This window comes from Spiribacter salinus M19-40 (assembly GCF_000319575.2).
Lineage (GTDB): Bacteria > Pseudomonadota > Gammaproteobacteria > Nitrococcales > Nitrococcaceae > Spiribacter > Spiribacter salinus.
Map to the genome: position 1 here is coordinate 416,512 of NC_021291.1, position 21,731 is coordinate 438,242.

The 21,731-nt window shown below is 61.2% G+C and carries 23 protein-coding genes and 1 tRNA gene; 5 read left to right on the top strand and 19 right to left on the bottom strand.

Annotation, left to right across the window (positions count from 1 at the left end; genetic code table 11):
• Positions 1-24 precede the first annotated feature (24 nt).
• The 3 genes from SPISAL_RS02050 to SPISAL_RS02060 form a co-directional block, all read right to left on the bottom strand.
• Positions 25-1,854 carry a sensor histidine kinase gene (locus SPISAL_RS02050; protein WP_187287973.1) on the bottom strand — a complete coding sequence of 610 codons (1,830 nt, stop codon included), beginning with the start codon at positions 1,852-1,854 and terminating at the stop codon, positions 25-27.
• A 2-nt stretch (positions 1,855-1,856) separates the two neighbouring features.
• Positions 1,857-2,552, bottom strand: coding sequence for a response regulator transcription factor (locus SPISAL_RS02055; RefSeq protein WP_016352815.1), 696 nt, complete (start codon positions 2,550-2,552; stop codon positions 1,857-1,859).
• Positions 2,553-2,692: 140 nt separating this feature from the next.
• Positions 2,693-2,768 (bottom strand) — tRNA-Lys (locus tag SPISAL_RS02060).
• A gap of 177 nt (positions 2,769-2,945) precedes the next feature.
• Between SPISAL_RS02060 and SPISAL_RS02065 the strand changes: the two genes are divergently transcribed.
• Positions 2,946-4,292 carry a glycine cleavage T C-terminal barrel domain-containing protein gene (locus SPISAL_RS02065; protein WP_016352816.1) on the top strand — a complete coding sequence of 449 codons (1,347 nt, stop codon included), beginning with the start codon at positions 2,946-2,948 and terminating at the stop codon, positions 4,290-4,292.
• A gap of 46 nt (positions 4,293-4,338) precedes the next feature.
• Here SPISAL_RS02065 and phnE read toward each other — a convergent pair whose 3' ends face one another.
• The 13 genes from phnE to SPISAL_RS02130 form a co-directional block, all read right to left on the bottom strand.
• Positions 4,339-5,154: a phosphonate ABC transporter, permease protein PhnE gene (gene phnE / locus SPISAL_RS02070; protein WP_016352817.1), complete on the bottom strand. Its 816-nt coding sequence runs from the start codon at positions 5,152-5,154 to the stop codon at positions 4,339-4,341.
• A complete protein-coding gene (locus SPISAL_RS02075; RefSeq protein ID WP_016352818.1) occupies positions 5,151-5,930 on the bottom strand; it encodes a phosphonate ABC transporter ATP-binding protein in 780 nt (259 codons plus the stop codon). The genes phnE and SPISAL_RS02075 overlap by 4 nt, the downstream gene beginning before the upstream one ends.
• A 103-nt stretch (positions 5,931-6,033) precedes the next feature.
• Positions 6,034-6,921 (bottom strand): phosphate/phosphite/phosphonate ABC transporter substrate-binding protein, encoded by an 888-nt coding sequence (locus SPISAL_RS02080; protein WP_016352819.1) that lies wholly within the window; start codon positions 6,919-6,921, stop codon positions 6,034-6,036.
• Between the two features lie 107 nt (positions 6,922-7,028).
• The gene (gene ybgF / locus SPISAL_RS02085) at positions 7,029-7,769 is read right to left on the bottom strand and encodes a tol-pal system protein YbgF (RefSeq protein WP_041389454.1); all 741 of its coding nucleotides are present in this window, start codon (positions 7,767-7,769) and stop codon (positions 7,029-7,031) included.
• A 10-nt stretch (positions 7,770-7,779) separates the two neighbouring features.
• On the bottom strand, positions 7,780-8,301 hold the full coding sequence (gene pal, locus SPISAL_RS02090) for a peptidoglycan-associated lipoprotein Pal (protein WP_016352821.1): 522 nt from the start codon (positions 8,299-8,301) through the stop codon (positions 7,780-7,782).
• A 64-nt stretch (positions 8,302-8,365) separates the two neighbouring features.
• On the bottom strand, positions 8,366-9,649 hold the full coding sequence (gene tolB / locus SPISAL_RS02095; protein ID WP_016352822.1) for a Tol-Pal system beta propeller repeat protein TolB: 1,284 nt from the start codon (positions 9,647-9,649) through the stop codon (positions 8,366-8,368).
• A 26-nt stretch (positions 9,650-9,675) separates the two neighbouring features.
• Positions 9,676-10,407 carry a cell envelope integrity protein TolA gene (gene tolA, locus SPISAL_RS02100; RefSeq protein ID WP_016352823.1) on the bottom strand — a complete coding sequence of 244 codons (732 nt, stop codon included), beginning with the start codon at positions 10,405-10,407 and terminating at the stop codon, positions 9,676-9,678.
• A gap of 23 nt (positions 10,408-10,430) precedes the next feature.
• Entirely contained in the window at positions 10,431-10,883 is a 453-nt protein-coding gene (tolR, locus tag SPISAL_RS02105; RefSeq protein ID WP_016352824.1) for a protein TolR, read from the bottom strand.
• Positions 10,880-11,569: a protein TolQ gene (gene tolQ, locus SPISAL_RS02110; protein ID WP_016352825.1), complete on the bottom strand. Its 690-nt coding sequence runs from the start codon at positions 11,567-11,569 to the stop codon at positions 10,880-10,882. Before tolQ ends, tolR begins: the two co-directional genes overlap by 4 nt.
• 67 nt (positions 11,570-11,636) lie before the next feature.
• Positions 11,637-12,680: a Holliday junction branch migration DNA helicase RuvB gene (gene ruvB / locus SPISAL_RS02115; protein ID WP_016352826.1), complete on the bottom strand. Its 1,044-nt coding sequence runs from the start codon at positions 12,678-12,680 to the stop codon at positions 11,637-11,639.
• Positions 12,681-12,704: 24 nt separating this feature from the next.
• Positions 12,705-13,295 (bottom strand): Holliday junction branch migration protein RuvA, encoded by a 591-nt coding sequence (ruvA, locus tag SPISAL_RS02120; RefSeq protein WP_016352827.1) that lies wholly within the window; start codon positions 13,293-13,295, stop codon positions 12,705-12,707.
• The gene (ruvC, locus tag SPISAL_RS02125; protein WP_016352828.1) at positions 13,292-13,810 is read right to left on the bottom strand and encodes a crossover junction endodeoxyribonuclease RuvC; all 519 of its coding nucleotides are present in this window, start codon (positions 13,808-13,810) and stop codon (positions 13,292-13,294) included. The genes ruvA and ruvC overlap by 4 nt, the downstream gene beginning before the upstream one ends.
• Before the next feature lie 7 nt (positions 13,811-13,817).
• Positions 13,818-14,561, bottom strand: a complete 744-nt coding sequence (locus SPISAL_RS02130) for a YebC/PmpR family DNA-binding transcriptional regulator (RefSeq protein WP_016352829.1) — start codon at positions 14,559-14,561, stop codon at positions 13,818-13,820.
• Positions 14,562-14,651: 90 nt separating this feature from the next.
• Between SPISAL_RS02130 and pabB the strand changes: the two genes are divergently transcribed.
• The 4 genes from pabB (at position 14,652) to phbB (ending at position 18,700) form a co-directional block, all read left to right on the top strand.
• Positions 14,652-16,046, top strand: a complete 1,395-nt coding sequence (gene pabB / locus SPISAL_RS02135; RefSeq protein ID WP_016352830.1) for an aminodeoxychorismate synthase component I — start codon at positions 14,652-14,654, stop codon at positions 16,044-16,046.
• 34 nt (positions 16,047-16,080) lie between these two features.
• Entirely contained in the window at positions 16,081-17,259 is a 1,179-nt protein-coding gene (locus SPISAL_RS02140) for an acetyl-CoA C-acetyltransferase (RefSeq protein WP_016352831.1), read from the top strand.
• Between the two features lie 27 nt (positions 17,260-17,286).
• Positions 17,287-17,823 (top strand): polyhydroxyalkanoate synthesis repressor PhaR, encoded by a 537-nt coding sequence (phaR, locus tag SPISAL_RS02145; protein ID WP_016352832.1) that lies wholly within the window; start codon positions 17,287-17,289, stop codon positions 17,821-17,823.
• A 130-nt stretch (positions 17,824-17,953) separates the two neighbouring features.
• Positions 17,954-18,700 (top strand): acetoacetyl-CoA reductase, encoded by a 747-nt coding sequence (gene phbB / locus SPISAL_RS02150; protein WP_016352833.1) that lies wholly within the window; start codon positions 17,954-17,956, stop codon positions 18,698-18,700.
• Positions 18,701-18,904: 204 nt separating this feature from the next.
• On the opposite strand, the gene rbsK is transcribed toward phbB, so the two are convergent.
• The 3 genes from rbsK to SPISAL_RS02165 are packed head-to-tail and all read right to left on the bottom strand — an operon-like array spanning position 18,905 to position 21,676.
• On the bottom strand, positions 18,905-19,864 hold the full coding sequence (gene rbsK, locus SPISAL_RS02155) for a ribokinase (RefSeq protein WP_016352834.1): 960 nt from the start codon (positions 19,862-19,864) through the stop codon (positions 18,905-18,907).
• 16 nt (positions 19,865-19,880) lie between these two features.
• Positions 19,881-20,894, bottom strand: coding sequence for an alpha/beta fold hydrolase (locus SPISAL_RS02160; protein ID WP_016352835.1), 1,014 nt, complete (start codon positions 20,892-20,894; stop codon positions 19,881-19,883).
• Positions 20,891-21,676 carry a poly(R)-hydroxyalkanoic acid synthase subunit PhaE gene (locus tag SPISAL_RS02165; protein WP_016352836.1) on the bottom strand — a complete coding sequence of 262 codons (786 nt, stop codon included), beginning with the start codon at positions 21,674-21,676 and terminating at the stop codon, positions 20,891-20,893. Before SPISAL_RS02165 ends, SPISAL_RS02160 begins: the two co-directional genes overlap by 4 nt.
• Positions 21,677-21,731: the final 55 nt, after the last annotated feature.

Here is a 21,731-nt window from a genome sequence, read left to right on the forward strand (position 1 = left end):
CCATCCCGGTAATAACAACGGCTGCTAGCGCTGACCACGGGGGGAATCATTCAGCGGTAGTTTGATCAGCAAACGGGCCCCGGTGGGCGTGGCTGTAATCGACATTTCGGCGCCGTGGGCCTCAGCCCGGGCCCTCATGTTAGACCGGCCCGTGCCCTGCAGGGGTTTATTATCGCTCGCTAAAGACAGGCCCCGGCCACCGCCGTTCTCAATACACAAAAAATGGGTACGTTGATCGGTGTAGGCGACGATACTCAGCTCAGTGCAGGCAGCACGGTCCACGGCATTCGTGATCGCCTCCTGCAGGATTCGATAGATATCGAGGTTGAATTGGTCGCTGGGTGAATCGTAGTCGGCAAGGGAGGTCACGTCCATCTGCAGCTCGACATCCATCGAGTTGAGCCTGCTCTGCATTTGGTCCTGGAACACCGATAGCACAACTAACAGCGACCCTTGCTGGCCGGAGATATCCCGATTCAGCATGAGGCGGATTTCATCCATCGCGCTTTTCGCGAGTTCTTTAACCGTGGTGGTTTTGCTGTCGGTGCGGGGCTCTAGTAGGGCGTACATGGACGATAGATAGCCCAGAACGCCATCATGCAGATCCATCATGACATTTTTGTGAGCCTCGGATTTGGCCTGTTCAACTTCAACGAAAGCCCGCTTTGATGATTCACGCTGGATTTGCGCCGTCGCGTTGATGACCTTTTGCTGCAAATTTTTGTTCAGATCCTCGAGTTCCCGCCGCGTTTTAGCGAAATCCAGAATGAGGGCTAATGCGACTGAAGCGAAAAAAATCGGCGTGCAGAGTGGCACAAATAGTAGGTTGCTATCGATCCAACCAAATTTAACACTCAAATCATGCGCGATGCCGAATAAAGCACTGATTGTGGTGACTAACAGTGCAAAAGTCAGATAAGAACTGAACCGCAGACTGCGCTTTGTGAAAAGAACGACAACACCGATTGCCCAGATGATCAATGCCACCGGCAGTGAGTAAATAAGTGTTGCCTGAGCGCCAGGCAACAAACCCAACTGGATGGGTATGGCTAGAATGAACGCGAACGCCAGTAAAGTCCGGCGTGCAGTTTTTATGCGCTGCTGATGAACATCATTGGCTTCTAGTACCAGTCGAAAACCGAGGCAAACGACATAGGGAAGTAGCAGCATAAATTGATGGTAAAAGGCATTGAGCGAGAAGGGGTCACCATCGAGGCTGCTTGCCTGTATGACCATAAAGAAGAGAACAACCGAACCTAAATGGCGGTAGTAAGTCGGAGTGCTTTTGGAAATAATTAAGGCGCCCAGCAGTAGCGCGATAAAAATTTCTACGCCAAGAAAGGTTATACGAAGATCATTGTAGTAAAAATTATGCCGTGAGATGATTTCTTCAAAATTGCTGACGGGCCCCAGATACCCGCCACGGAGGCGCAAAAACTGCGTCCCCGCCGGCTCAATACTGAACGTCAGGGTTGACGTGCTAAGATTGGTTGGAAGGCGCACCAGCAGGTCTTGCAGGTGGGATGGCCCTTGAACGGTCGACTCGGATCCCGCGTAAACCAGCAAGTCACCGTCGCTGAAGATACTCAGTATCCCCTCATAACCGCTGAAGTACAGCGCCTGGGGCTGACCGGTTGTTTTGTTCGCCGGGGGCAGCAGGATACTGCCGGTCACAGCCGCCTTTTGATCAACCCCCCGAAACTCCACCCACGGCAGGGGGACTGTGATGTCGGGGTCTGAATCAAACGCGATGAAAGCCTGTTGCTCTTCGCGTGGGACGTTCAGCAATAAGGATCCGGAGAAATACAGGATTATCGGGATCGCCAGCATCAATGCGCGGGTAAGGCCTTGCACTTTCAGGGGATGATCCCTTGGTTTCGCGCTTCGAATATCGCCTCGGTACGGTTATGCGCCTGAAGCTTACGATAGATGTTGCGGACATGGACCGGCAGGGTTGTTCTTGCCATCGATAACGCTTTTGCAGACTCTGCCTGGCTCAGGCCCTTGGATAAGACGGTTAACACCTCAATTTCCCGTTCGGTCAGCCCGTGGTCAGCGTCAGGATCAGCCAGTTGCGGTTGAAATTGCATCTTCTCCACGATTTTACGCGCAATCGAGGCGGAAATAGGCGACCCACCGCTTAAGGCCTGCTTGATGGCCTCAACGACCTCGATGGATGCATCATCTTTTTGGATATAGCCAACGGCGCCCATGACAAGCGCGGTGGTCACCGTTTCCGGATCGGAAAGACTGGAGACAACAATGACCTGACACTGGGGGTAGAGCGCGCAAACCCTTTGGATCGAAACCAGCCCAGATCCGTCCGGCAAACCAAGATCTGCCAGGACGACATCCAGCGGCCCTTCATTCAATAATTGCTCCAATTGCTCATTTGACTCAGCAAGCGCTACTTGTGAGGCTAAATCCGACTGCTCAATGATGGACTTGAATCGGTCTTGAATGACCTGGATGTCTTCCAGAATTGCGATCTGTAACAACCGATCGGGCCGCGTGACGCCTAGCGGTGGTTCTTTTGAATCAACAACTTGCATTGACGCGACCTTTGTTGGTAAAGGAAATAACGACAACCAATACCACTCTACAGCGGTTTCACCCTATTTAACTACCTAAAAGTAGGGTTAAGTTATGTTAGGTAGAAAAAGCACCTCAGGAGACGTAGGCGCTGGGGAGATGGTGGGTCGTGCAGGATTCGAACCTGCGACCAGCGGATTAAAAGTCCGATGCTCTACCAACTGAGCTAACGACCCGATCAGCCCGGAATGATACGGCGCGCGCTGCTTTGGGGCAATCGTCCTGACCCGAAGACCCCGGCAGGACCGCCACAGGATGCCCGAGGTCGCAGTTTGAAAACTCCCCGTGGACCAGCGTGTTGCATGATCCCTGCAACCAATGGTGGTTCCACAGTATTTCGGGGAGAGCGATGGATGAGTGCAAAACACCCGCATGTTGGCGTTAATGACGCGAATGTCACTCAGGTGACCAGCGTTGATCAGTCAGGCCGCAAGGTTCCCATCAATTTGCGTCAGTCAGGCCGCACCCCGGTGGAGATGTTGATCTCGACCCGCGTGCGCAAGTCGCCATACTGGCATCTGGCCCACCAGGCGGGCTGTTGGCGAGCCACCGTGTATAACCGCATGTACCACCCACGCGGCTATGTCCGCCCCGAGGACGGTGGGGCGATGGTGGAGTACGACGCGCTCGTCAACCACGTCACAATGTGGAACGTCGCTGTCGAGCGGCAGATCCAGGTCAAGGGACCGGATGCCGAGGCCTTCGTGAACTACGTGATCACGCGCGATGCCACGCGCATCAAGCCGATGCACGGCAAGTACGTCATTCTATGCAATGAAGCGGGCGGCATCCTGAACGACCCGGTTCTGCTGCGCATCAGCGAGGATGAGTTCTGGTTCTCGCTGTCGGACAGTGACCTTGAGCTGTGGATGCGTGGCGTGAACATTGCCAAGGGCTTTGATGTGACCATCGCCGAGATCGACGTCGCCCCCGTGCAGATTCAGGGGCCGAAGTCCGAGGATTTGATGGCGGATCTTTTCGGTGAAGCGGTTCGCGAGATTCCGTATTACGGCCTCATGGCCGGTCAGGTCGCGGGCCGTGATGTGATTATCTCTCAGACGGGTTTCACCGGTGAGAAGGGCTATGAGATCTATCTGCGGGATGCGACCCGCTATGCCGAGGACATGTGGAATACGGTGCTCGAAGTGGGTAAAAAGCATCAGTTGATGGTGATCGCCCCGGCGCATCATCGCCGCATCGCCGCGGGCATTCTGTCCTGGGGACAGGATATCGACATGGAAACGCTGCCATTCCAGTGCAACCTGGCCTATCAGGTGCCGCGAAACAAGGCGGCGGACTACATTGGCAAACAGGCCCTCGAGGCGGCTCGTGCGAGGCTTGAGGCGGGCGATCCGCCCTTCCATCTCAAGATGGTCGGCCTGACCTTTGGTGGCCTGCCGATTACCGACTATGCGCCTGACTTTTGGCTGGTGGCCGAGCGGGGCGCCGATGAAGCAGTGGGTTACATCAGCTCGCCCTGGTATTCGCCGGAGCTCGAGACCAACATTGCGTTGGCCTGGGTCCCCGTCAATCGCACCGAGGTGGGAACGGCGCTCGAGGTCTGGCTACCGGACGAGTACACCCAGGGCCTACCCGGCAACCGGGTGAACGCTGAGGTTGTCAGCGTGCCCTTCCGGCCCTCCGTGAACCCCAATGCCCGCGAAGTCGCGAGCACAAAGGGGCTGGACTACGCCGAGTAGTCCAGCCGCGCCCAGCGCCTGAGCGAAGCCGCCCTCCGGGGCGGCTTTACTCGGGTATCGATTGACCGCCAATAATCCGCCGCCGAATCGCTGAGGAGAGCTGCTCGAAGGCGATCACGGCGACCAGGATGATCAGGATGATGGCGGCGGCATCGTCGTAACGGAACAACCGCATGGCCGTGGAGAGCTCCACGCCGATTCCCCCCGCGCCGACCAGCCCCAGTGTGACCGCCGAGCGAATGGCCTTTTCCACGCTGAACAGCGACACGGCCGTCATGGAGGCGAAGCTCTCGGGGATGATGGCGCCAAAGATCACCGAAATACGGCCGGCGCCGGTGGAGGTGAGGGCGTTGGCGGGCCCGTCGCTCACCTCTTCGAAGCGCTCGGAGTAAAACCGGGCGGCAAAGCCGATGGTATCCATGATGATCGCCAGAATCCCGGCGAGTGGGCCAAGGCCGACGGTGACCACAAAGATCAACGCCCAGATCAGATCCGGAATAGTGCGCGATACCGAGATGACAAAGCGCGCGGCAATATGCACGGCGCGATGGGGTGACGTGTTGCGGGCCGCGAGCAGGGCCAGTGGCACGGAGAGTAGGCAACCAATAGTGACGCCCACTACGGCGATATTGAGCGTCTCCAGCATGGCCCAGCCAATGTTACCGCTGCGGCTGAAGTCGGGGGGCAATGCCTGGCCAAGGAAGCGGACAATGTTGCCCGCGCCGCGAATCAGGCGGTCGATCGTGATCTCTGCGGCGATCATGCCCTGGATGAAAAAGGCCAGAAACCCGAGGCCGATGCCCCAGGCAACCGGCGAGGGGCGGCGAAAGCGCGGTGGAACGTGTGAGGTGTTGGTTTTCATGACAGTGCCGCCTCCGCGTAAAGGTCACTCAGGCCCGCGTTATCTACCTCATTGGCAGCGCAGTCGATGGCGGTGACGCCGTCCTTGATGCCGACGATGCGATCGGCGTAATGCCGCGCGAGGTCAAGCTGATGGAGGGTGCAGAGCATCGCGAGGTTGTCTTCGCGCACAATGCCCCAGAGCAAGTCGAGCACCTCCCGGCCACCGCGCGGGTCGAGGCTGGCAATGGGCTCATCGGCAATGACCAAAGCGGGCTGTTGCATGAGCATCCGGGCGATGGCGACGCGCTGTTGTTGACCGCCGGACAGCTCAGCGGGCCGGTGCTCTGCCCGGTCAGCCATGCCCACGCGCTCGAGACAGGCCATGGCATAGTCGCGATCGACGGCGGTTGCTGTGGAGGTCAGACACCGCAGCACGCCGAGCGGCCTGGCACCCAAAACCCCGAAGAGCACGTTCTGAAACGCCGTTAACTGGCTGACGAGATTGAACTGCTGGAACACGTATCCCATACGCTGTCGGATGGCACGAAGCGCAGCGCCGCGCGCGTTGATGACGGATTGTCCGGCAATTTCGATCTCTCCGGATTGCGGCTGGGCGAGACCGTTCAGCGTGCGCAGCAGCGTCGATTTGCCGGAACCATTCGCGCCGAGTAAGACGACGCCCTCGGCGGCATGAATATCCAGAGAAACGCCGCGCAGGACGTTGAGATGGCCGTAACTCAGGTGTACGGATCGCACCCTCACTGGCTGGGCGCTCGATTCGGTCGCATCGGTCATGGATTCTCCTGGTCCGGACAACACAAAAAGCCGCTCCGAGAAAAACGGAGCGGCTTCGATTCAGGATTGGCCTGACCGGGAGCGGGCAGGCCAAGCGGACGACTTATTCGTCAAGCGGAATGCCAGCGACCTCGTAGGCCTCGCGGACCTGCTGGTAGATGGCGGGATCGGTCTCGAACGACAGATACGCATCACGCTCGATGAACTTATCGGCGTTGCGCTCCGTCGAGGTCAACGCATCCCAGACTTCATCGGTGTCAGCCGCCATGGTCTCCCGCAGGGCATCGCGGCAGTCCTGGGGCAGGCTGGCGCGCATGATGACCGGGTCACCCGGCAGGGTGTCGGTCTGGGCCAGCAGCCGGTACTCGGTGTTGGGGTCCTGCTCGCGCACGGCATCCCAGTCCTTGTTACCGCCACCCATGGCTTCCACATCATCGTTGATCAGGACCTGGATGCGCGCATCCCCGGCCATGACGATGTCCATTTCATCTGGGTTGAGGCCGGCTTCGGCGAGAAGCTTCATCGGGAAAATATGACCCGAGGTTGAGCCCACGTCCTTCAGGGCCACGCGGCGATCCTCAAGATCGGCGAGTTCCTGAATATCGCTGTCGGCCTTTACCACAAAGCTTGAGCCATAGTTCGGCCGAACGATCGAGAACAGCACATCCAAATCGGCGAGTTCCTCAAAGAGGACAAATTCCGATGGCCCACCGAAGACGAGATCAACCTCGTCAAACTGCAGTGCGGTGCCGGCTGCCGTGCGGTTGGACAGTGAGTAGAGCTCGAGCTCGACACCGGTCATTGCTTCGAAGGACTCGGCGAATGGTGCGAACGCCTCTTCCAGCGAACCCATTCCCTCAATGCCCGTGTCGGCCATTTTCAGCGAGGCGGGGCAGACATTGGCAGGGTCGGCAGCCATTGCCGTGCCGGCCAGTGTGCCGCTCAAAGCGATCGCGGCCAGGCCTTTCGTGAAACCGTGCGACATTTTCATGATACGACTCCGTTGTGTTTGAAATAGCCCAAATGGACTAATCTCTAAACACTACGAGATCGCTATGACAGGATGATGAAACCGGCGCAGCCCCTGGCGGACGGGCGCTAGAGCTGGTCCAAGCGTTGCTGGGCGAGGTTTGCAGCCGTCGTGTCGGGGTGCTCCTCGACCACGGCTTCCAGGGCTTCTTCTGCCCTATCGCGCTCGCCCTGCTCCAGTCGCACGTAACCGATTTTCAGCATGGCATCCGGACGCTTGTTGCTGTCCGGGTGCTCATCCAGCACCTGCTGGAATTCCGACAGGGCGGTTTCGAAGTCGCGCTGGACATAGTGCGACTCGCCAAGCCAGTAGCGGGCATTCGCGGCAAGATCAGCGTCGGCGTAGGTCTCGAGGAAGGCCTCGAATTGGTCTGCCGCTGCGTCATAGTTGCCGTTGCGAAGCTCGCCAAAGGCCTCGTCGTACGCGCTGCGGATGACATCCTCATCGACGTTCTGGTCTTCAATCTCAGGCTCGCTAAGCTCGTTATCCGAACCTTCCGCTGGGGCGGATGCACCGCTCTCAAGGGCTTGTAGACGCTCATCGAGGTCGAGGTAAAGACTCCGCTGCTGGCCCCGAATATCTTCCAGTTCTCGCTCGAGGACTTCGATCTCTCCCCGCAGTGCGGTAACCTCGCTTCTCAGTGCATCGGCTTCGTTCATCAGCGACATCAGCGCGCTGCCCTCGAGGCGCTGCTCGAGGCGATCAACGCGCCGCTCGAGATCGCTTTGCGCAAACGCGGTGGTTGCGGCCAGGCCAAGGGCGGCCGTCGCCGCCACCGCGGTCCGATAAACAGTGCGAGAGATGGACATGCCTGACATGCTAGCGCTCGTAGACCAACTCGGCGCGGCGATTCTCCGCCCAGGCCGACTCGCTGCTGCCACTGACGGCCGGGCTTTCCTCACCATAGCTCACGGTATCGACCTGCGCCTCATCAGCGCCTGCGAGGGTGAGGGCTTGTTTCACCGACTCGGCACGCCGCTCGCCAAGGGCCAGGTTGTATTCCCGTGCGCCGCGCTCGTCGGTGTGGCCTTCAACCAGCATTTGCCGGTCGGGGTTGTCCGCCAGGTATTCGCCATGCGCTTCCAGTTGATCCATGGCCTCATCGCTCAGGCGACTGCTGTCGTAGTCGAAGTAGACAATGCGCTCGGAAAGCGGGCTGGACGGATCCTCGAGGGGTTCGCCTTCGAAGCTGGTGCCGCCAGAGGCGCCAGCGGTCTCGGCACCGGCGGCCTCGTCGATTTCCGCCATCTCGGAGTCATCGATGTCATCGCCCGTCGAGGCGCAGCCAGCCAGAAAGATCGTAACGGCCAGCGTTGCCAGCCAGCGGGTTGGGTGGTTCATGAGCGGTTCTCCTGTTTTCTGATGTCTATTTTATGCTGAATCGGCGTCGGCGAAAAGCGCAATGTCACAATGGGCCCCAATCGGGCTCACGCACGGTGTTATCAAACTCGGTCAGCCCACCCTGGACCCGGCCAAATACCGAGACGGTGGCCAGCTCGGTGCCGTCATCCACCGAACGGGTGTAAGCGATCATGCTGCCACTCGCCGAAAAGCTCGGTGACTCGTCGAGTTGCCCATCGGTGAGCACGCGCATGAAGTCCTCTTCGAGGTCCTGCACTGCGATCCGAAAGTGGCCGTCTTGTCGATGCGTGAAAGCGAGCAGTCGGCCGTTGGCGGACACGCTGGGTGAGGCGTTGTATTTACCCTCAAACGTGACCCGCTCGGCCTCGCCGCCGGAGGCCGGGATGCGATAGATCTGCGGGCCGCCGCCGCGGTTGGAGGTAAAATACAGATGCTCGCCATCGGGTGACCAGACCGGCTCGGTGTCGATACCGAAGTGGTCAGTCAGTTGGCGCGCATCGCCGCTGCCATCGGCGGCAATCAGGTAGATGTCAGGGTTACCGCCGCGAGAGAGTGTGATGGCCAGCGTTTCACCGTCTGGCGACCAGGCGGGTGCGCCATTAATGCCGCGAAAGGCCGCCACGGAGCGACGTTCACCCGTGCCGACGTCCTGTACAAACACCTGCGAGCTGCGCCCCGATTCGAAGGACACATAGGCCAGCCGCTCACCATCGGGTGACCAGTCCGGCGACATGAGTGGCTGACTGGAGGTCAGGATGGTCTGTGGCCGATGCCCATCGGCCTCAGCGATCGTCAGCCGATAGGTCGGGTCATCAACGCTGCCTTCCTCTTCAACATAGGCGATGCGGGTGTTGAATCCGCCTGGTCGGCCCGTGACGGCCTCGAATATCTGGTCGCTGATGGTGTGTGCGAGGTTGCGCAGTCCTTCTGGGGCGACGGTGAAGCGTTGCCCGGTCATGCGCTCGCCGCCATAAACATCGAGGAGCTCATAGCGCACTCGGTAATTGCCGCCTTCTCCAGGGCGGATTTCTCCCACGACCAGGGTATCGGCGCCGAGCGCGCGCCAGTTGCGAAAGCGCACGTCCTCAAAACGGGAAGGCTGACCAAGGTGGTTGTCGGGGCTGATCGGATCGAACAGGCCGCTGCGGTAGAGGTTGTCACGGATGATGTTCGCGAAATCGAGCTGACTCGTGCTGGTCTCGGACTGGAAGGGCACAACCGCGATTGGCAAAGCCGCTTCGGCACCACCGGTGATCTCGAGTTTGACCTGTCCGATCGCTGGGACGCTGAGGAGTAAGCCTAGGATTAGCACGAGCAGCTTTTTCATGATTCCTCTAGTCAACCGCATTTCGGTTACTCAGGTGTGAAGGTTAACTCAACGCCTCGCCGGTACGGGGCCGCCAGTGAGGGCTCGTCCGGCATGGGAAGCGGGTCAGCTCTCAGGACTGCCCGTTCAGCGGAGCGGTCGAAGGCGGCATTGCCGCTGCTCTCCACCACCTCAGCACTCAGGACTGTACCACCAGGGCCAAGGCGGACCGCAACGACGGCGCTCAGGCCCTCCGGGATACCTGGCGGTCGGCTCCACGCGCGATTAATCTTTTGCCGGATTGCGGCATCGTAGGTGCCGCGTGCCTCGGCCTGACGCTGCGCGAGCGCTTCGGCCTCGCGGCGGGCCTGTTCCTCCGCGTCGCGGCGAGCTTGTTCTTCGGCTTCGCGTCGGGCCTGCTCCTCCGCCTCGCGGCGGGCTTGTTCCTCGGCTTCACGCTGGGCCTGTTCCTCGGCCTCGCGGCGGGCTTGTTCCTCGGCCTCGCGGCGAGCCTGTTCTTCGGCCTCGCGTTGTGCCTGCTCCTCCGCTTCGCGCTGAGCCTGCTCCTCGGCCTCGCGGCGGGCCTGTTCTTCGGCCTCGCGCTGGGCCTGCGCCTCAGCCTCCCGCTCTGCCTCCTGGTCAGGTACGGGTTGGCTGATGGCCGTCGCCTGCATGGATTGCTCTGTACCCGGCACGGCATCATCCAGGCTGGAACCGAATCGCAAGCTGACGGTGAAGACGAGAAACAACACCACGTGGGCACCGATCGACAGTGCCACATCCCGCGCTGTCTCCCGCCTGATCATTCGCTGCGCGGCGCGGGTTGGGTCATGAGCCCTACCTGCGGAACCCCCGCTTCCTGCAGAGCGGCCATGACGTCGATCACCCGGGCATAGGCCACATCCGCATCGCCGCGGACATACACCGGGGTTTCAGGTTGCGCGCGCATTAGCGTGGTCACGGTCGCGATGACCTCGTCGGTATTCAGTGCCTCGTCATCGGCTTGATCGCCCACGCTCAGGTAGAACCGACCATCGCGATCGACCTCAACAATCAGGGGTTCTTGTTCATCGGCCGTGAGGGGCTCGGCGCTGGACTCCGGTAAGTCGACATTCACGCCCTGATAGAGCAGGGGTGCCGTCACCATGAAAATGACGAGCAGCACGAGCATCACGTCGATGTAGGGGACGACGTTAATTTCTGCCATGGGCCGGCGACGGCCGCGCTGGCGGCGACTCGGCAGGGTGTTGCTCATCGCTCGACGCTGCCCCGTCCCTGCAGGTGGCGCTGGAGAATGCTGGTGAACTCTTCAACAAACATTTCGTAGCGATTGGTGATGCGCTCGGACTGACTCGAGAAGCGGTTGTAGGCAATCACCGCGGGGATCGCGGCAAACAGGCCGAGTGCGGTGGCAATCAGCGCTTCTGCAATGCCTGGCGCGACGGTCGCGAGGGTTGCCTGCTGCATCGCCCCGAGGGCGAGAAACGAGTTCATGATGCCCCATACCGTGCCGAAGAGGCCGATGTACGGACTGGTTGAGCCGACCGTTGCCAGGTAAGGCACATGCGATTCGAGGTGATCCATCTCGCGGTTGATGGCGACGCGCATGGCGCGCTGGGCCCCTTCAATGGTGGGCTCAGCGAGGGCGTTTTGCTGACGCATGCGCGTGAATTCACGAAAACCCGCTCGAAATATGCGCTCCAGACCGCCCGATTCGATGTCGGGCTGCTCGGAGCGGCTGTAGATGTCGGTGAGATTGCCGCCGGACCAGAAGGTATCCTCAAACGCCTCGGCGCCGTCGTCAGCTCGGCGCAGGTGCCGGATTTTCCGGAAGATCAGGGCCCAGGAGCTCACTGAGGCCACCAGCAGAATCAACATCACCACTTGGACGACAAAACTTGCCTCCAGGATCAGGTGGGTCACGGAAAGGTCAGCGGACATCGGCCATCCTCAGCTGGGTCGATGACCCGAAACAGTAGTCCCCCGGCTGCTGCGGCGCAACCGGCGTTTAGTCATGATCGAAGAGCTCGCCCGTGGGGTCGGCTATCCGGGGCGGCGCCGGCCGATCGAAGTGCGCGTAGGCGCTGCGAGTGGCCATTCGACCCCGTGGTGTGCGGTGCAGAAAGCCCTGCTGGATCAGGTAGGGCTCGATCACATCCTCGATGGTGCCCCGCTCCTCGCCAATAGCGGCCGCCAGGCTTTCCACGCCCACCGGCCCGCCGTCGAACTTCTCAAGGATCGCCAACAGCAGCCGCCGGTCCTGAATATCAAAGCCGCTGTTATCGACCTTGAGCATATCCATTGCGGCGGCAGCGACGGCCTGGCTGATGTGGCCGTCTGCCCGGACCTCTGCGTAATCCCGCACGCGCCTGAGCAGCCGATTGGCAATTCTGGGCGTGCCACGCGCCCGGCGAGCGATCTCCGTTGCACCACCCTCGTCGATGGCGAGGGCGAGCAGGTTTGCCGAGCGATTTACGATCGTGGTGAGCTCGGTAACGGAGTAGTACTCGAGGCGCTGGACAATGCCGAAGCGATCCCGCAACGGCGATGTCAGCAAGCCGGCACGGGTTGTTGCACCGACCAGGGTAAAGGGCGGCAGATCGAGCTTGATCGAGCGGGCCGCCGGTCCCTCGCCCACCATGATATCGATCTGCTGGTCTTCCATGGCGGGGTAGAGCACTTCCTCAACCACGGCGGACAAGCGATGAATTTCATCAACGAACAACACGTCGCCTGGCTCGAGGTTGGTGAGCAGCGCGGCCAGATCGCCTGGTCGGTCGATCACGGGCCCGGAGGTCTGGCGGAGGTTGACGCCAAGCTCGTGAGCGATGATGTGGGCCAGCGTCGTCTTGCCGAGACCGGGCGGGCCGAATACCAGGACATGATCGAGCGCCTCGCTCCGCGCTTTTGCGGCGTGCACGAAGATCTCCAGCTGATCGCGTACAGCCTGCTGGCCAATGTAGTCGCCGAGGCGCTTGGGGCGAATGGCCCGATCGACCGCCTCGTCGTCGGGGGCCGCGTTGGTGGAGGTGATGTGGTCGTTTTCTATCATGGCCCTTTGTTCCTGCCGATGCGGCTAGCGCACGGCCTTTTGCAGCGCGGCCCGGATGAGTGACTCGCTGCTGTCCGCGGTGTCATCAAGGCCTTGCAGCAGTCGCTGCGCTTCGGCTGGCCGATAACCCAGAGCGACCAGCGCGGCATGGGCCTCGCCGGTGGCGTCGGCTGGCACCGCGCTCGCCGTGGCAAGGCCTGAGCCGCCGGCCAGCCCCTCCACACGATCCTGCATTTCAAGCGTGAGTCGCTCAGCGATCTTTTTGCCTATGCCGGGTAGCCGCGTGAGTGTGGCCGTGTCTTTTTGCTCGACACAGCGGCGGAATTCCTCGGCGCTGATACCGGAGAGAATGGCCAGCGCCATTTTGGGGCCAACGCCGTTGACTCGGATTAGGGCACGGAAAAGCTCGCGCTCCCCCTCGCTCAGAAAACCGTATAAAACCGGGACTTCATCCCGTAGCCCCTGATGCACCCGCAGGGCGACGGTCTGCCCGGTCTCCGGTAGCTGGTAGATCGTCGACATGGGGGCTTCGAGCTCATAGCCGACGCCGCCAGTGTCGACCAGGATCCAGGGCGGGTGCTTTTCGATCAGGGTACCGCTGATTCGCCCGATCATCGTGCCGCTCCACTGGCAATACGGGCATCCAGCCGATCATGCTGGGTGTGCGCAAGGGCCACGGCGAGGGCGTCGGCGGCGTCTTCGCGCAGTGTGCCTTGCAGCCCGAGCGTGGCGCGCACCATGTATCCCACCTGGCTTTTATCGGCGCCGCCTCGGCCGACGAGCGCCTGTTTGACCGCGCGCGCGCTGTATTCATGCACCGCAAGGCCGCCGCCAGCGCAAGCGCAGATGGCGGCGCCACGGGCCTGACCGAGCTTCAGGGCCGATTGCACGTTTCGATTCACAAACACCTCTTCAACCGCTGACTCCGTGGCTTCATGCTCTGCGATAACGGCCGTGAGGCCGGTGAAAATGGTGTGCAATCGTGCCGCAAAGGCCCCGGTGCCCGCCTGGATGACGCCGCTTGCGACATAAATGGCCTGGCTGCCGCTCACCTCAATCACGCCAAAGCCGGTTTTGACCGAGCCCGGGTCGATGCCAAGGATGCGACGCGCTGTGCGCTGGCCTGACATGGCTGCTTCAGACCGCCTCATAGGCGGATTCCTGGAACTCCGCGTTGGTATAGACATGCTGCACGTCATCCAGGTCTTCAAGCCGCTCAATGAGACGAAGTGCTTTCGCGCCCTCTTCGCCGTCAAGCTCGCTGGTGGTTTCCGGGCGCATCGTAACCTCGGAATCTGCCGCCTCGAGCCCCCCGGCGACCAGTTGATCCCGCACAGCGGTGAACTCCTCGGGCGCGGTAAGCACTTCAAATGAGCCGTCAGAGTTCGCCAAGACGTCTTCAGCGCCGGCCTCAAGGGCCGCCTCCATCAGCCGATCTTCTTCAGTATCGGGCGGGAAGATCATGACACCGCGCTGTTGGAACATGAACGCCACGCAGCCATCGGTGCCGAGATTGCCGCCATGTTTGTTAAAGGCGTGGCGAATCTCGCTGACGGTGCGGTTGCGGTTATCCGTCATGCAGTCGGCCATGATGGCGATACCGCCCGGGCCATAGCCCTCAAATCGGGCCTCTTCGTAGGCGGCTGCCTCATCCGTGCCAGCGCCCCGTGCGGCCGCTTTTTCCACCTTGTCCTTGGGCATATTGACCGCCAGTGCCCGGTCAATTGCCAGACGCAAGCGCGGGTTGGTATCGGGATCATCGCCGCCCTGGCGCGCTGCCACGGTGATTTCGCGGATCATCTTGGTGAAGATCTTGCCGCGCTTGGCGTCCTGCGCCTTTTTGCGGTGCTGGATGTTCGCCCACTTGCTATGCCCTGCCATGATCCCCCTCGGTCTCTGCAACGATAGTTTTTGCGAAGTGGGCAGATTACCATGCGATGAACACACTCACAGGCGGTTGGTGCAGCGCGCATGGCCGAAATCTCCCTGCCGTTTCCCGTTGACCCGGTGGCCACGTTTGGCGCCTTCCGGGCGCGATGGCCGTGCGCGGTCTGGCTGGACGGGGGGGCTGGCGGTGAGTACAGCATCATGGCCGCTGACCCAGCGGAGACGCTGGTCGCGCGGACCGGCCGAACGTGGCGAACAACCGCTGCCGGGACGGAGTGCCTAAGCTGCGGCGACCCGCTGGCAGCCCTCAACGCGCGGTTGACCGATCGCGCCGCATCGCGCAGCACGCAGCAGCCAGACTGGCCCGCCCCCTTCGCGGGGGGCGCAGTGGGTTATTTCAGTTATGAACTGGGCCGGCGGCTACAGGGCCAGACGATCGCGCCCGAGGCTGACACGCTCACGGAAATGGCCGTCGGCCTCTATGACTGGGCGCTTGTGCTGGATCATGAGCGCGGAAAGGCGTGGCTGGCGGGTGAGGTGCCAAGCGAGGTGGCGGAATGGCTTGTCACCGGCCCGGAAACGTCGCCGGATGGCTGGGAAACGACCGGCCCGGTGATGGATGAGCCGGGCCTTGAGGCCTATGCATTGGCGTTCGATCAGGTCGCGCATTACCTGCGCGAGGGGGATTGTTATCAGGTCAACCTGACCCGCCGACTCGGTGCGCGTTTTCAAGGCGACCCGCTTGGGGTCTATCGCGAGTTCCGTGCGCTCGCTGGCGGGCCCTTTTCGGCCTACCTCGACCTGCCGGGTGGACCGGTGTTGAGTGGATCACCCGAGCGTTTTCTTCGACTACGCGACGGTCGGGTTGAGACACAGCCGATTAAGGGCACGCGTCCGCGGTCGGCGAATCCGGGGCAGGATGCAGCGGCGCGTGAGGCGCTGCTGGCCAGCCCGAAGGATCGCGCTGAGAACGTGATGATCGTGGATTTGCTGCGCAATGATCTGGGCCAGAGTTGCGAGATTGGCAGTGTTCGCGTGCCGGCATTGTGCAGGGTGGAAAGTTTTGCCACGGTGCACCATATGGTCAGCGTCGTAACCGGACAGATGGCGCCTCAGCGCAGTGCAACCGATCTTTTGCGCGACTGCTTGCCGGGTGGATCGATCACCGGTGCGCCGAAGTTTCGGGCGATGGAAATCATTGACGAGCTTGAGGCCAAGCCGCGCGGTGTCTATTGCGGGGCCATTGGCTACATTGGCTATGACGGCGCCATGGATACCAATATCGCGATCCGCACACTGACGGCGCGCAATGGCTGGTTGGATTATCGCGCGGGCGGAGGGGTCGTCATCGACTCTCGCTGTCGGGAAGAATTCGACGAGACCGAATCCAAAGCGAGCGCCTTTCGGCAGTTGGTTGAACACGGGCAGCGGGCCGATGCTGCATTACGGCAGAACGGTCAACTCGCTGATACCATGTGAAGTCAGTCCTTTATTCGGAGTAGGAGGCAAGGCCATGGAAAACGTCGTCATTACCGCCGCTGGGCGCAGCGCTGTGGGGACTTTTGGCGGAACGCTATCCGCATTAACCGCCGCGGAAATCGGCTCTCAGGTGATTCGTGGGGTGCTGGAGCGGGCCTCCGTTGACCCCCAGATCATCGATGAGGTGATTCTCGGGCAGGTCCTGACCGCCGCATGCGGGATGAATCCAGCCCGTCAGGCTGCGTTGAACGCCGGTCTACCGGTGACCACACCGGCAATGACCCTCAACAAGGTCTGCGGGAGTGGCCTCAAGGCAACCCATCTGGCCAGCCAGGCGATTCGGCTGGAAGACGCCGGTGTTGTCCTGGCCGGTGGCCAGGAGTCCATGAGCAACGCTCCGCACGCGCTGCCCAATTCCCGCAAAGGTCAGCGGATGGGGCCGTGGACGATGGATGACACCATGATCAAGGATGGATTGTGGGATGCCTTTAACGACTACCACATGGGCGTGACGGCCGAGAATCTGGCCGAGGATTTCGGCATCAGCCGCGAGGAGCAGGACGCGTTTGCGGCGCGCTCCCAGCAGCTTGCCGAGGCCGCTCAGAAGGCAGGCCGTTTCGCGGACGAGATCGTCCCGGTCGAGATTCCCCAGCGTAAGGGCGACCCGGTGGTCTTTGATACCGACGAGTTTCCGCGCCACGGCAGCACCGCGGAAGGGTTTGCCAAAGCTCGCGCGGCGTTTAAGAAAGACGGCAGTGTGACCGCGGCCAACGCCTCAGGCATTAACGATGGGGCGGCCGTGGTGCTGATGATGTCCGAGAGTCGCGCGAAGGCGCTCGGCCTTGAGCCCATCGCCCGCATTAAGGCCTACGCCAATGCGGGCGTTGAGCCGCGGATCATGGGGAGCGGCCCGATTCCTGCCACGCGGCGCTGCCTCGAGCGTGCCGGGTGGGGCGTCGACGACCTGGATTTGATCGAATCCAACGAGGCTTTTGCGGCTCAGGCGCTCGCCGTGAGCAAAGAGATCGGCTGGGATCCAGAAAAGGTCAATGTGAACGGTGGCGCGATCTCGATCGGTCATCCGATAGGCGCCTCTGGGGCGCGCATCCTGGTGACATTGCTCCACGAAATGCAGCGCCGGGATGTTCAGCGCGGGCTGGCGACGCTCTGCATTGGCGGCGGTCAGGGCGTCGCACTGGCTGTTGAGCGCTAACCGAAAACGATAAGGAGGCTGCAGACGATGGCCGACAACCGTCTCATCAAGAAATACCCCAACCGGCGTCTCTACGACACGGCCATCAGCAGCTACATCACACTGGCCGATGTCAAAGGGCTGGTGCTCGACGGCGTTGAGTTCCAGGTCACGGATGCAAAGACGGGCACGGATTTGACCCGAACCATTCTGCTGCAAATTATCAGCGAGGAGGAGGAAGGGGGCGAGCCCATTTTCTCCAGCGAGCTGCTGGCGCAGATCATCCGAGCGTATGGCGGCAATATGCAGAATCTGCTGACCAGTTATCTCGAAAAGAGCATGGAGCTGTGGGCGGATCAGCAACGGGAGATGCGGGAGCGGGCGCGCCATTTCATGGATGCCAATAACCCCGTTCAGGTCCTCTCGCAAATTGCCGAACAGAACTTGAGCATCTGGCAGCAAGCGATGGATAGCTTCAAGACACAGCAGCGTTCCAGCTCAAGCGATTCATCCGATAAAGATGAGGCTTCGAGGCCTTCGTCAGCGCCGGAAAACCGCAACAAAAAGGGCTCAGACCAGACCTGAGTCCTGCCGATTTCAACGTCGCTGAACCGCCCTTGTGGCGGCTTTTCGGCGCGTTGACACACCTTTTTACCGTCTCTATGATGCTGTGCAACATTTTTCATTGTGCGACGCACAAGCATGGGAGGTCAGCATGGCGGCGAGATTAGCTCTGGTTACCGGCGGTGAGGGTGGCATTGGTACCGAAATTTGCCGGCAGCTTGGCGCTGATGGACGGCGCATCGTGACCACCTGTCTCGATCCAGAGGCTGAGAACATCGAGGCCTGGGCGGAAAATCTGCGTCAGGAGGGCATCGACGCCAACTGGGTGCAGTGTGACGTCAGCGATTACGATGCCTGCGAAAAGATGGCCGAGACAGTCCGTGAGCAGTTTGGCGAAGTGGATGTGCTGGTTAACGTTGCCGGGATTACCCGCGACGGCTTCCTGCACAAGATGGCCTCCGATCAGTGGCGCTCGGTCATTGATATCAACTTGAACGGGGCATTCAACGTGACGCGGCAGTTCGTTGGCTCCATGCGCGAGCGCGGATTCGGGCGCATCGTGAACATTTCCTCCGTGAACGGTCAGTCCGGGCAATTTGGCCAGACGAACTACTCTGCGGCCAAGGCCGGCATGCACGGCTTCACCATGGCCGTCGCGAAAGAGGGTGCGCCCAAGGGCATCACGGCCAATACGGTGTCCCCGGGATATATCAAAACGAGCATGACCGATGCGATACCGGATCAGGTGCGCGAAGGTATCGTTGCCCAGATCCCGGCAGGTGATATGGGTGAGCCTGGCGATATTGCGCGAGCCGTTCGTTTTCTGACGGCTGATGAGGCGGGCTATATCAATGGTGCCAACCTGCCGGTCAACGGCGCGCTGTTCTGCAGCTTCTAGCGCCTGAGGCGTAGGGTAAAGAACAGGTGGGCTGTGATGCGTTGCAGCATGCCTGGCCAAAAAAGGGGAGACGATGTCTCCCGAAGGTTGCGCCCTCGTAATGGGACGCTTTATTAGGCAGTGGGCCACGTTCGTTTTTTGATCGGGTGTGGCCCGGCCTCCTCCTCTTGGCGCTATTCAATTCGCCTATGACCCTAATGGGGGTCATTGATCGGCGCAACCCTTTTCGTTGTTGCGCCGCATCAGCTCGGCATCGACAACTTCTCGCATTGGGATAGCGGGTGCGGCGCCAGCCCTTGCCACGGAAAGACCGGCGACAGCACAGCCTCGACGTGCTGCCGCCTCAAGGGTTGCGCCTTCAGCCAGCGCTGCGGCAAGCCCACCGTTAAACGCATCGCCCGCGCCAATCGTATCCACGACGCTATCGACCCGGATGGCCGGAACAAGGCCCTCAAAGCTCGGGCTGTTAATCCAGACCCCTTGAGCGCCCAGGGTAATCAGGACATGACCAACCCCCCGCTTGCGCAAGATCGAGGCGGCATCCCGGGCATCGTCCAGTGTCTCAACCGTGCCGCCAACCAGCAGCGCGGCCTCGGACTCGTTTGGGGTGAGGTAATCAATCAGGGGATACATCGCCTCGGGGATGACTTGGCCCGGTGCGGGATTCAGGATGACGGGCACCCCATGCTGATGGGCGGTCTCGATACCGTAACGACAGATTTCGAGCGGTAACTCCAGTTGGCTGACGAATATGGCGGAGCCGGCAATCACGGACTGGGCCGCGTCAATATCTGCTTTCGTGAGGTTTTGACACGCGCCGGGGTCGATCACGATCGCATTATCGCCAATCTCATCATCGACCAGGATGGTGGCCGTTCCGGTGGGTGCGGCCGGGTCTGTGCCGACGTGCGTCATATCGATGCCGGCCTCTGCGTAGAGTGATCGCGCCAATGGGGCAAAAGCATCATCACCAAGGCGTGAGATAAACGCCACGCTCGCACCTTGGCGAGCGGCTGCGACTGCCTGGTTAGAGCCTTTCCCGCCGGCCATCAGGCTGAATCCGCGGCCACGCAATGTCTCTCCCCAGGCGGGGAGTCGTGGCGTTCGGCTGATCAGATCGGCACAGAACAGCCCAAGAACAGTCACCGATGGATTCAGGGCCATGGGAATCTCCAGAACATTAATGAATGCGATGCAGCCAGTCGGATAACGCCGGATAGAGCATTTGATGCGCGCGCTTGCTGATAAAAAGCCCGAGATGACCGCCGGGCAGTGCGTGCTCCACACACGGCCCGGTGATTCGCTTCTCGAGGCCACTCGCCGCGTGCACAGGCACGAGGTGGTCGTCCAGTGCGTAGGCGTTGAATACGGGGCAGCGGACGTTTGATAGATCCACCCGCTGGCCATCGAGATCGAGCATGCCGCGGGCGAGCGCGTTGTCCTGATAGATTTGCTGAGCGAATTCCGCGAAGGCCTGGCCGGCGAGATCCGGCCCGTCATACATCCAGCGCTCCATGCGCATGAAGGTATCAATGGCCTGATCATCGGCATCGGCGAGCTCGGCCAGTCCGCTGTAGCGCTGCGGGCCGAGCGCAAACGGTTTCAGGCTGGCGAACAGCCCCGCAAGGCCTTGCCCCGGGACGTTGCCCGTCGCGCCAATGAGCGCATTGAAGTCGATTGAGCGGGCCAGCTGCGCCAGCCGATCGCTATCGCTGCCGGTATCAATGGGCGCAGCGAGCAGAGTCAGGCTGCGGGTGCCCTGTCCCATGGGAGTTGCCGCGTAGCTTAAGGCGAGCACACCGCCCTGGCAGACGCCGAGGACGTGCGGGGCCGCGCCTGAGGTGCGGCGGAGCCAGCCGACGGCGTCCGCAATATCCCCGAGGATGTAGTCGGCGAGGCCGAGGTAGCGTCGCGCCTGGCCTGGTGGCCTCCAGGCCAGTAAGTGGACGTCAAAGCCTTTTTTGATCAGGTGGGCGACGACCGAGCGCTCGGCGCTTAAATCCAGGATGGCCGGGCGGTTGACGAGCGAATAGATAATCAAAAGGGGGATGCGGGGTGACTTACTGTCGCACTGGTAGCGCCAGAGCGTGCCGTTGTCCGTCTCGGCCACTGCCTCGGCGGGGGTGATATCCCGAGCCGCGCGGGCGATTTGCGCAGCGCGCCGGAGTGCTTCCTGCACCTTGGTCTGCGTCATGACTTGCCGCCATCGATTTGTTCGCGAAGCTCGGCGATTTCGGCCTGTAATGCGGCAATGTCCTGGCGCTGGCGCCGCCGTTGACGCTGAAGCTCATTGGCCAGGTCATCGAGTCCGCGGGATGACGGTAGCCCGAGCGTTTCCAGACAGTCATCGGCCAGCGCTCGCAGGGTGGTGGCCAGTGCGCTCCAGGCATTCACCAGGGCGCCGATGCGGGCTTGTGTCTGTGGGTCATCGAGCCAGGCCTCGTAACGCGGCTCCGCAATCGCTGACCATCGGGCTACCAGCGTGTCGGGTGGTATTGCATGCTCGCGTCCACCGCTGTTGCTGGACTGAGCGATCAGATCCTCCCGAAACGCCGCGGTGCAGTTTTCAGCGAGGGTGGTAATGGAATCGAGATGCGCGGCGAGCGCCTGTTGGTAGTGCTGGCTTTCGGTCGCCAGCGCGGACAGCAGCGCCTGACGTTGAGGGTAGGGCCCCAGCGCCGGGGTGTCGGTCGCTTGGGCATCCGGCAGAATGGGCGCGATTTGACGCAGGGTCGCGCTCCATTGCTTGAGCAACTGGTCGAACTGGGCGAGGCCGGCTTGTTGTTGCAGGCGTTCTTCGTCGATGGCCAGGGCCACACGCTCACTGGCCTCAGCTGGTGACTGGGCGGCGTCCAGTGCCTGGGCACATCGCTCAAGCAGCCCGCGTACGCTGAGCGGGTCCATACCGCTGCGTAGCCAGCTAAGCCACTCCATCCAGCCCGTGCTCGGGTCGCCCTTTGCGTCATCGCTGGCCATACGGTTCCGTCACTCCCCCAAAACCCGTCGGTTATGCTAACACCAGCGCTGGGCG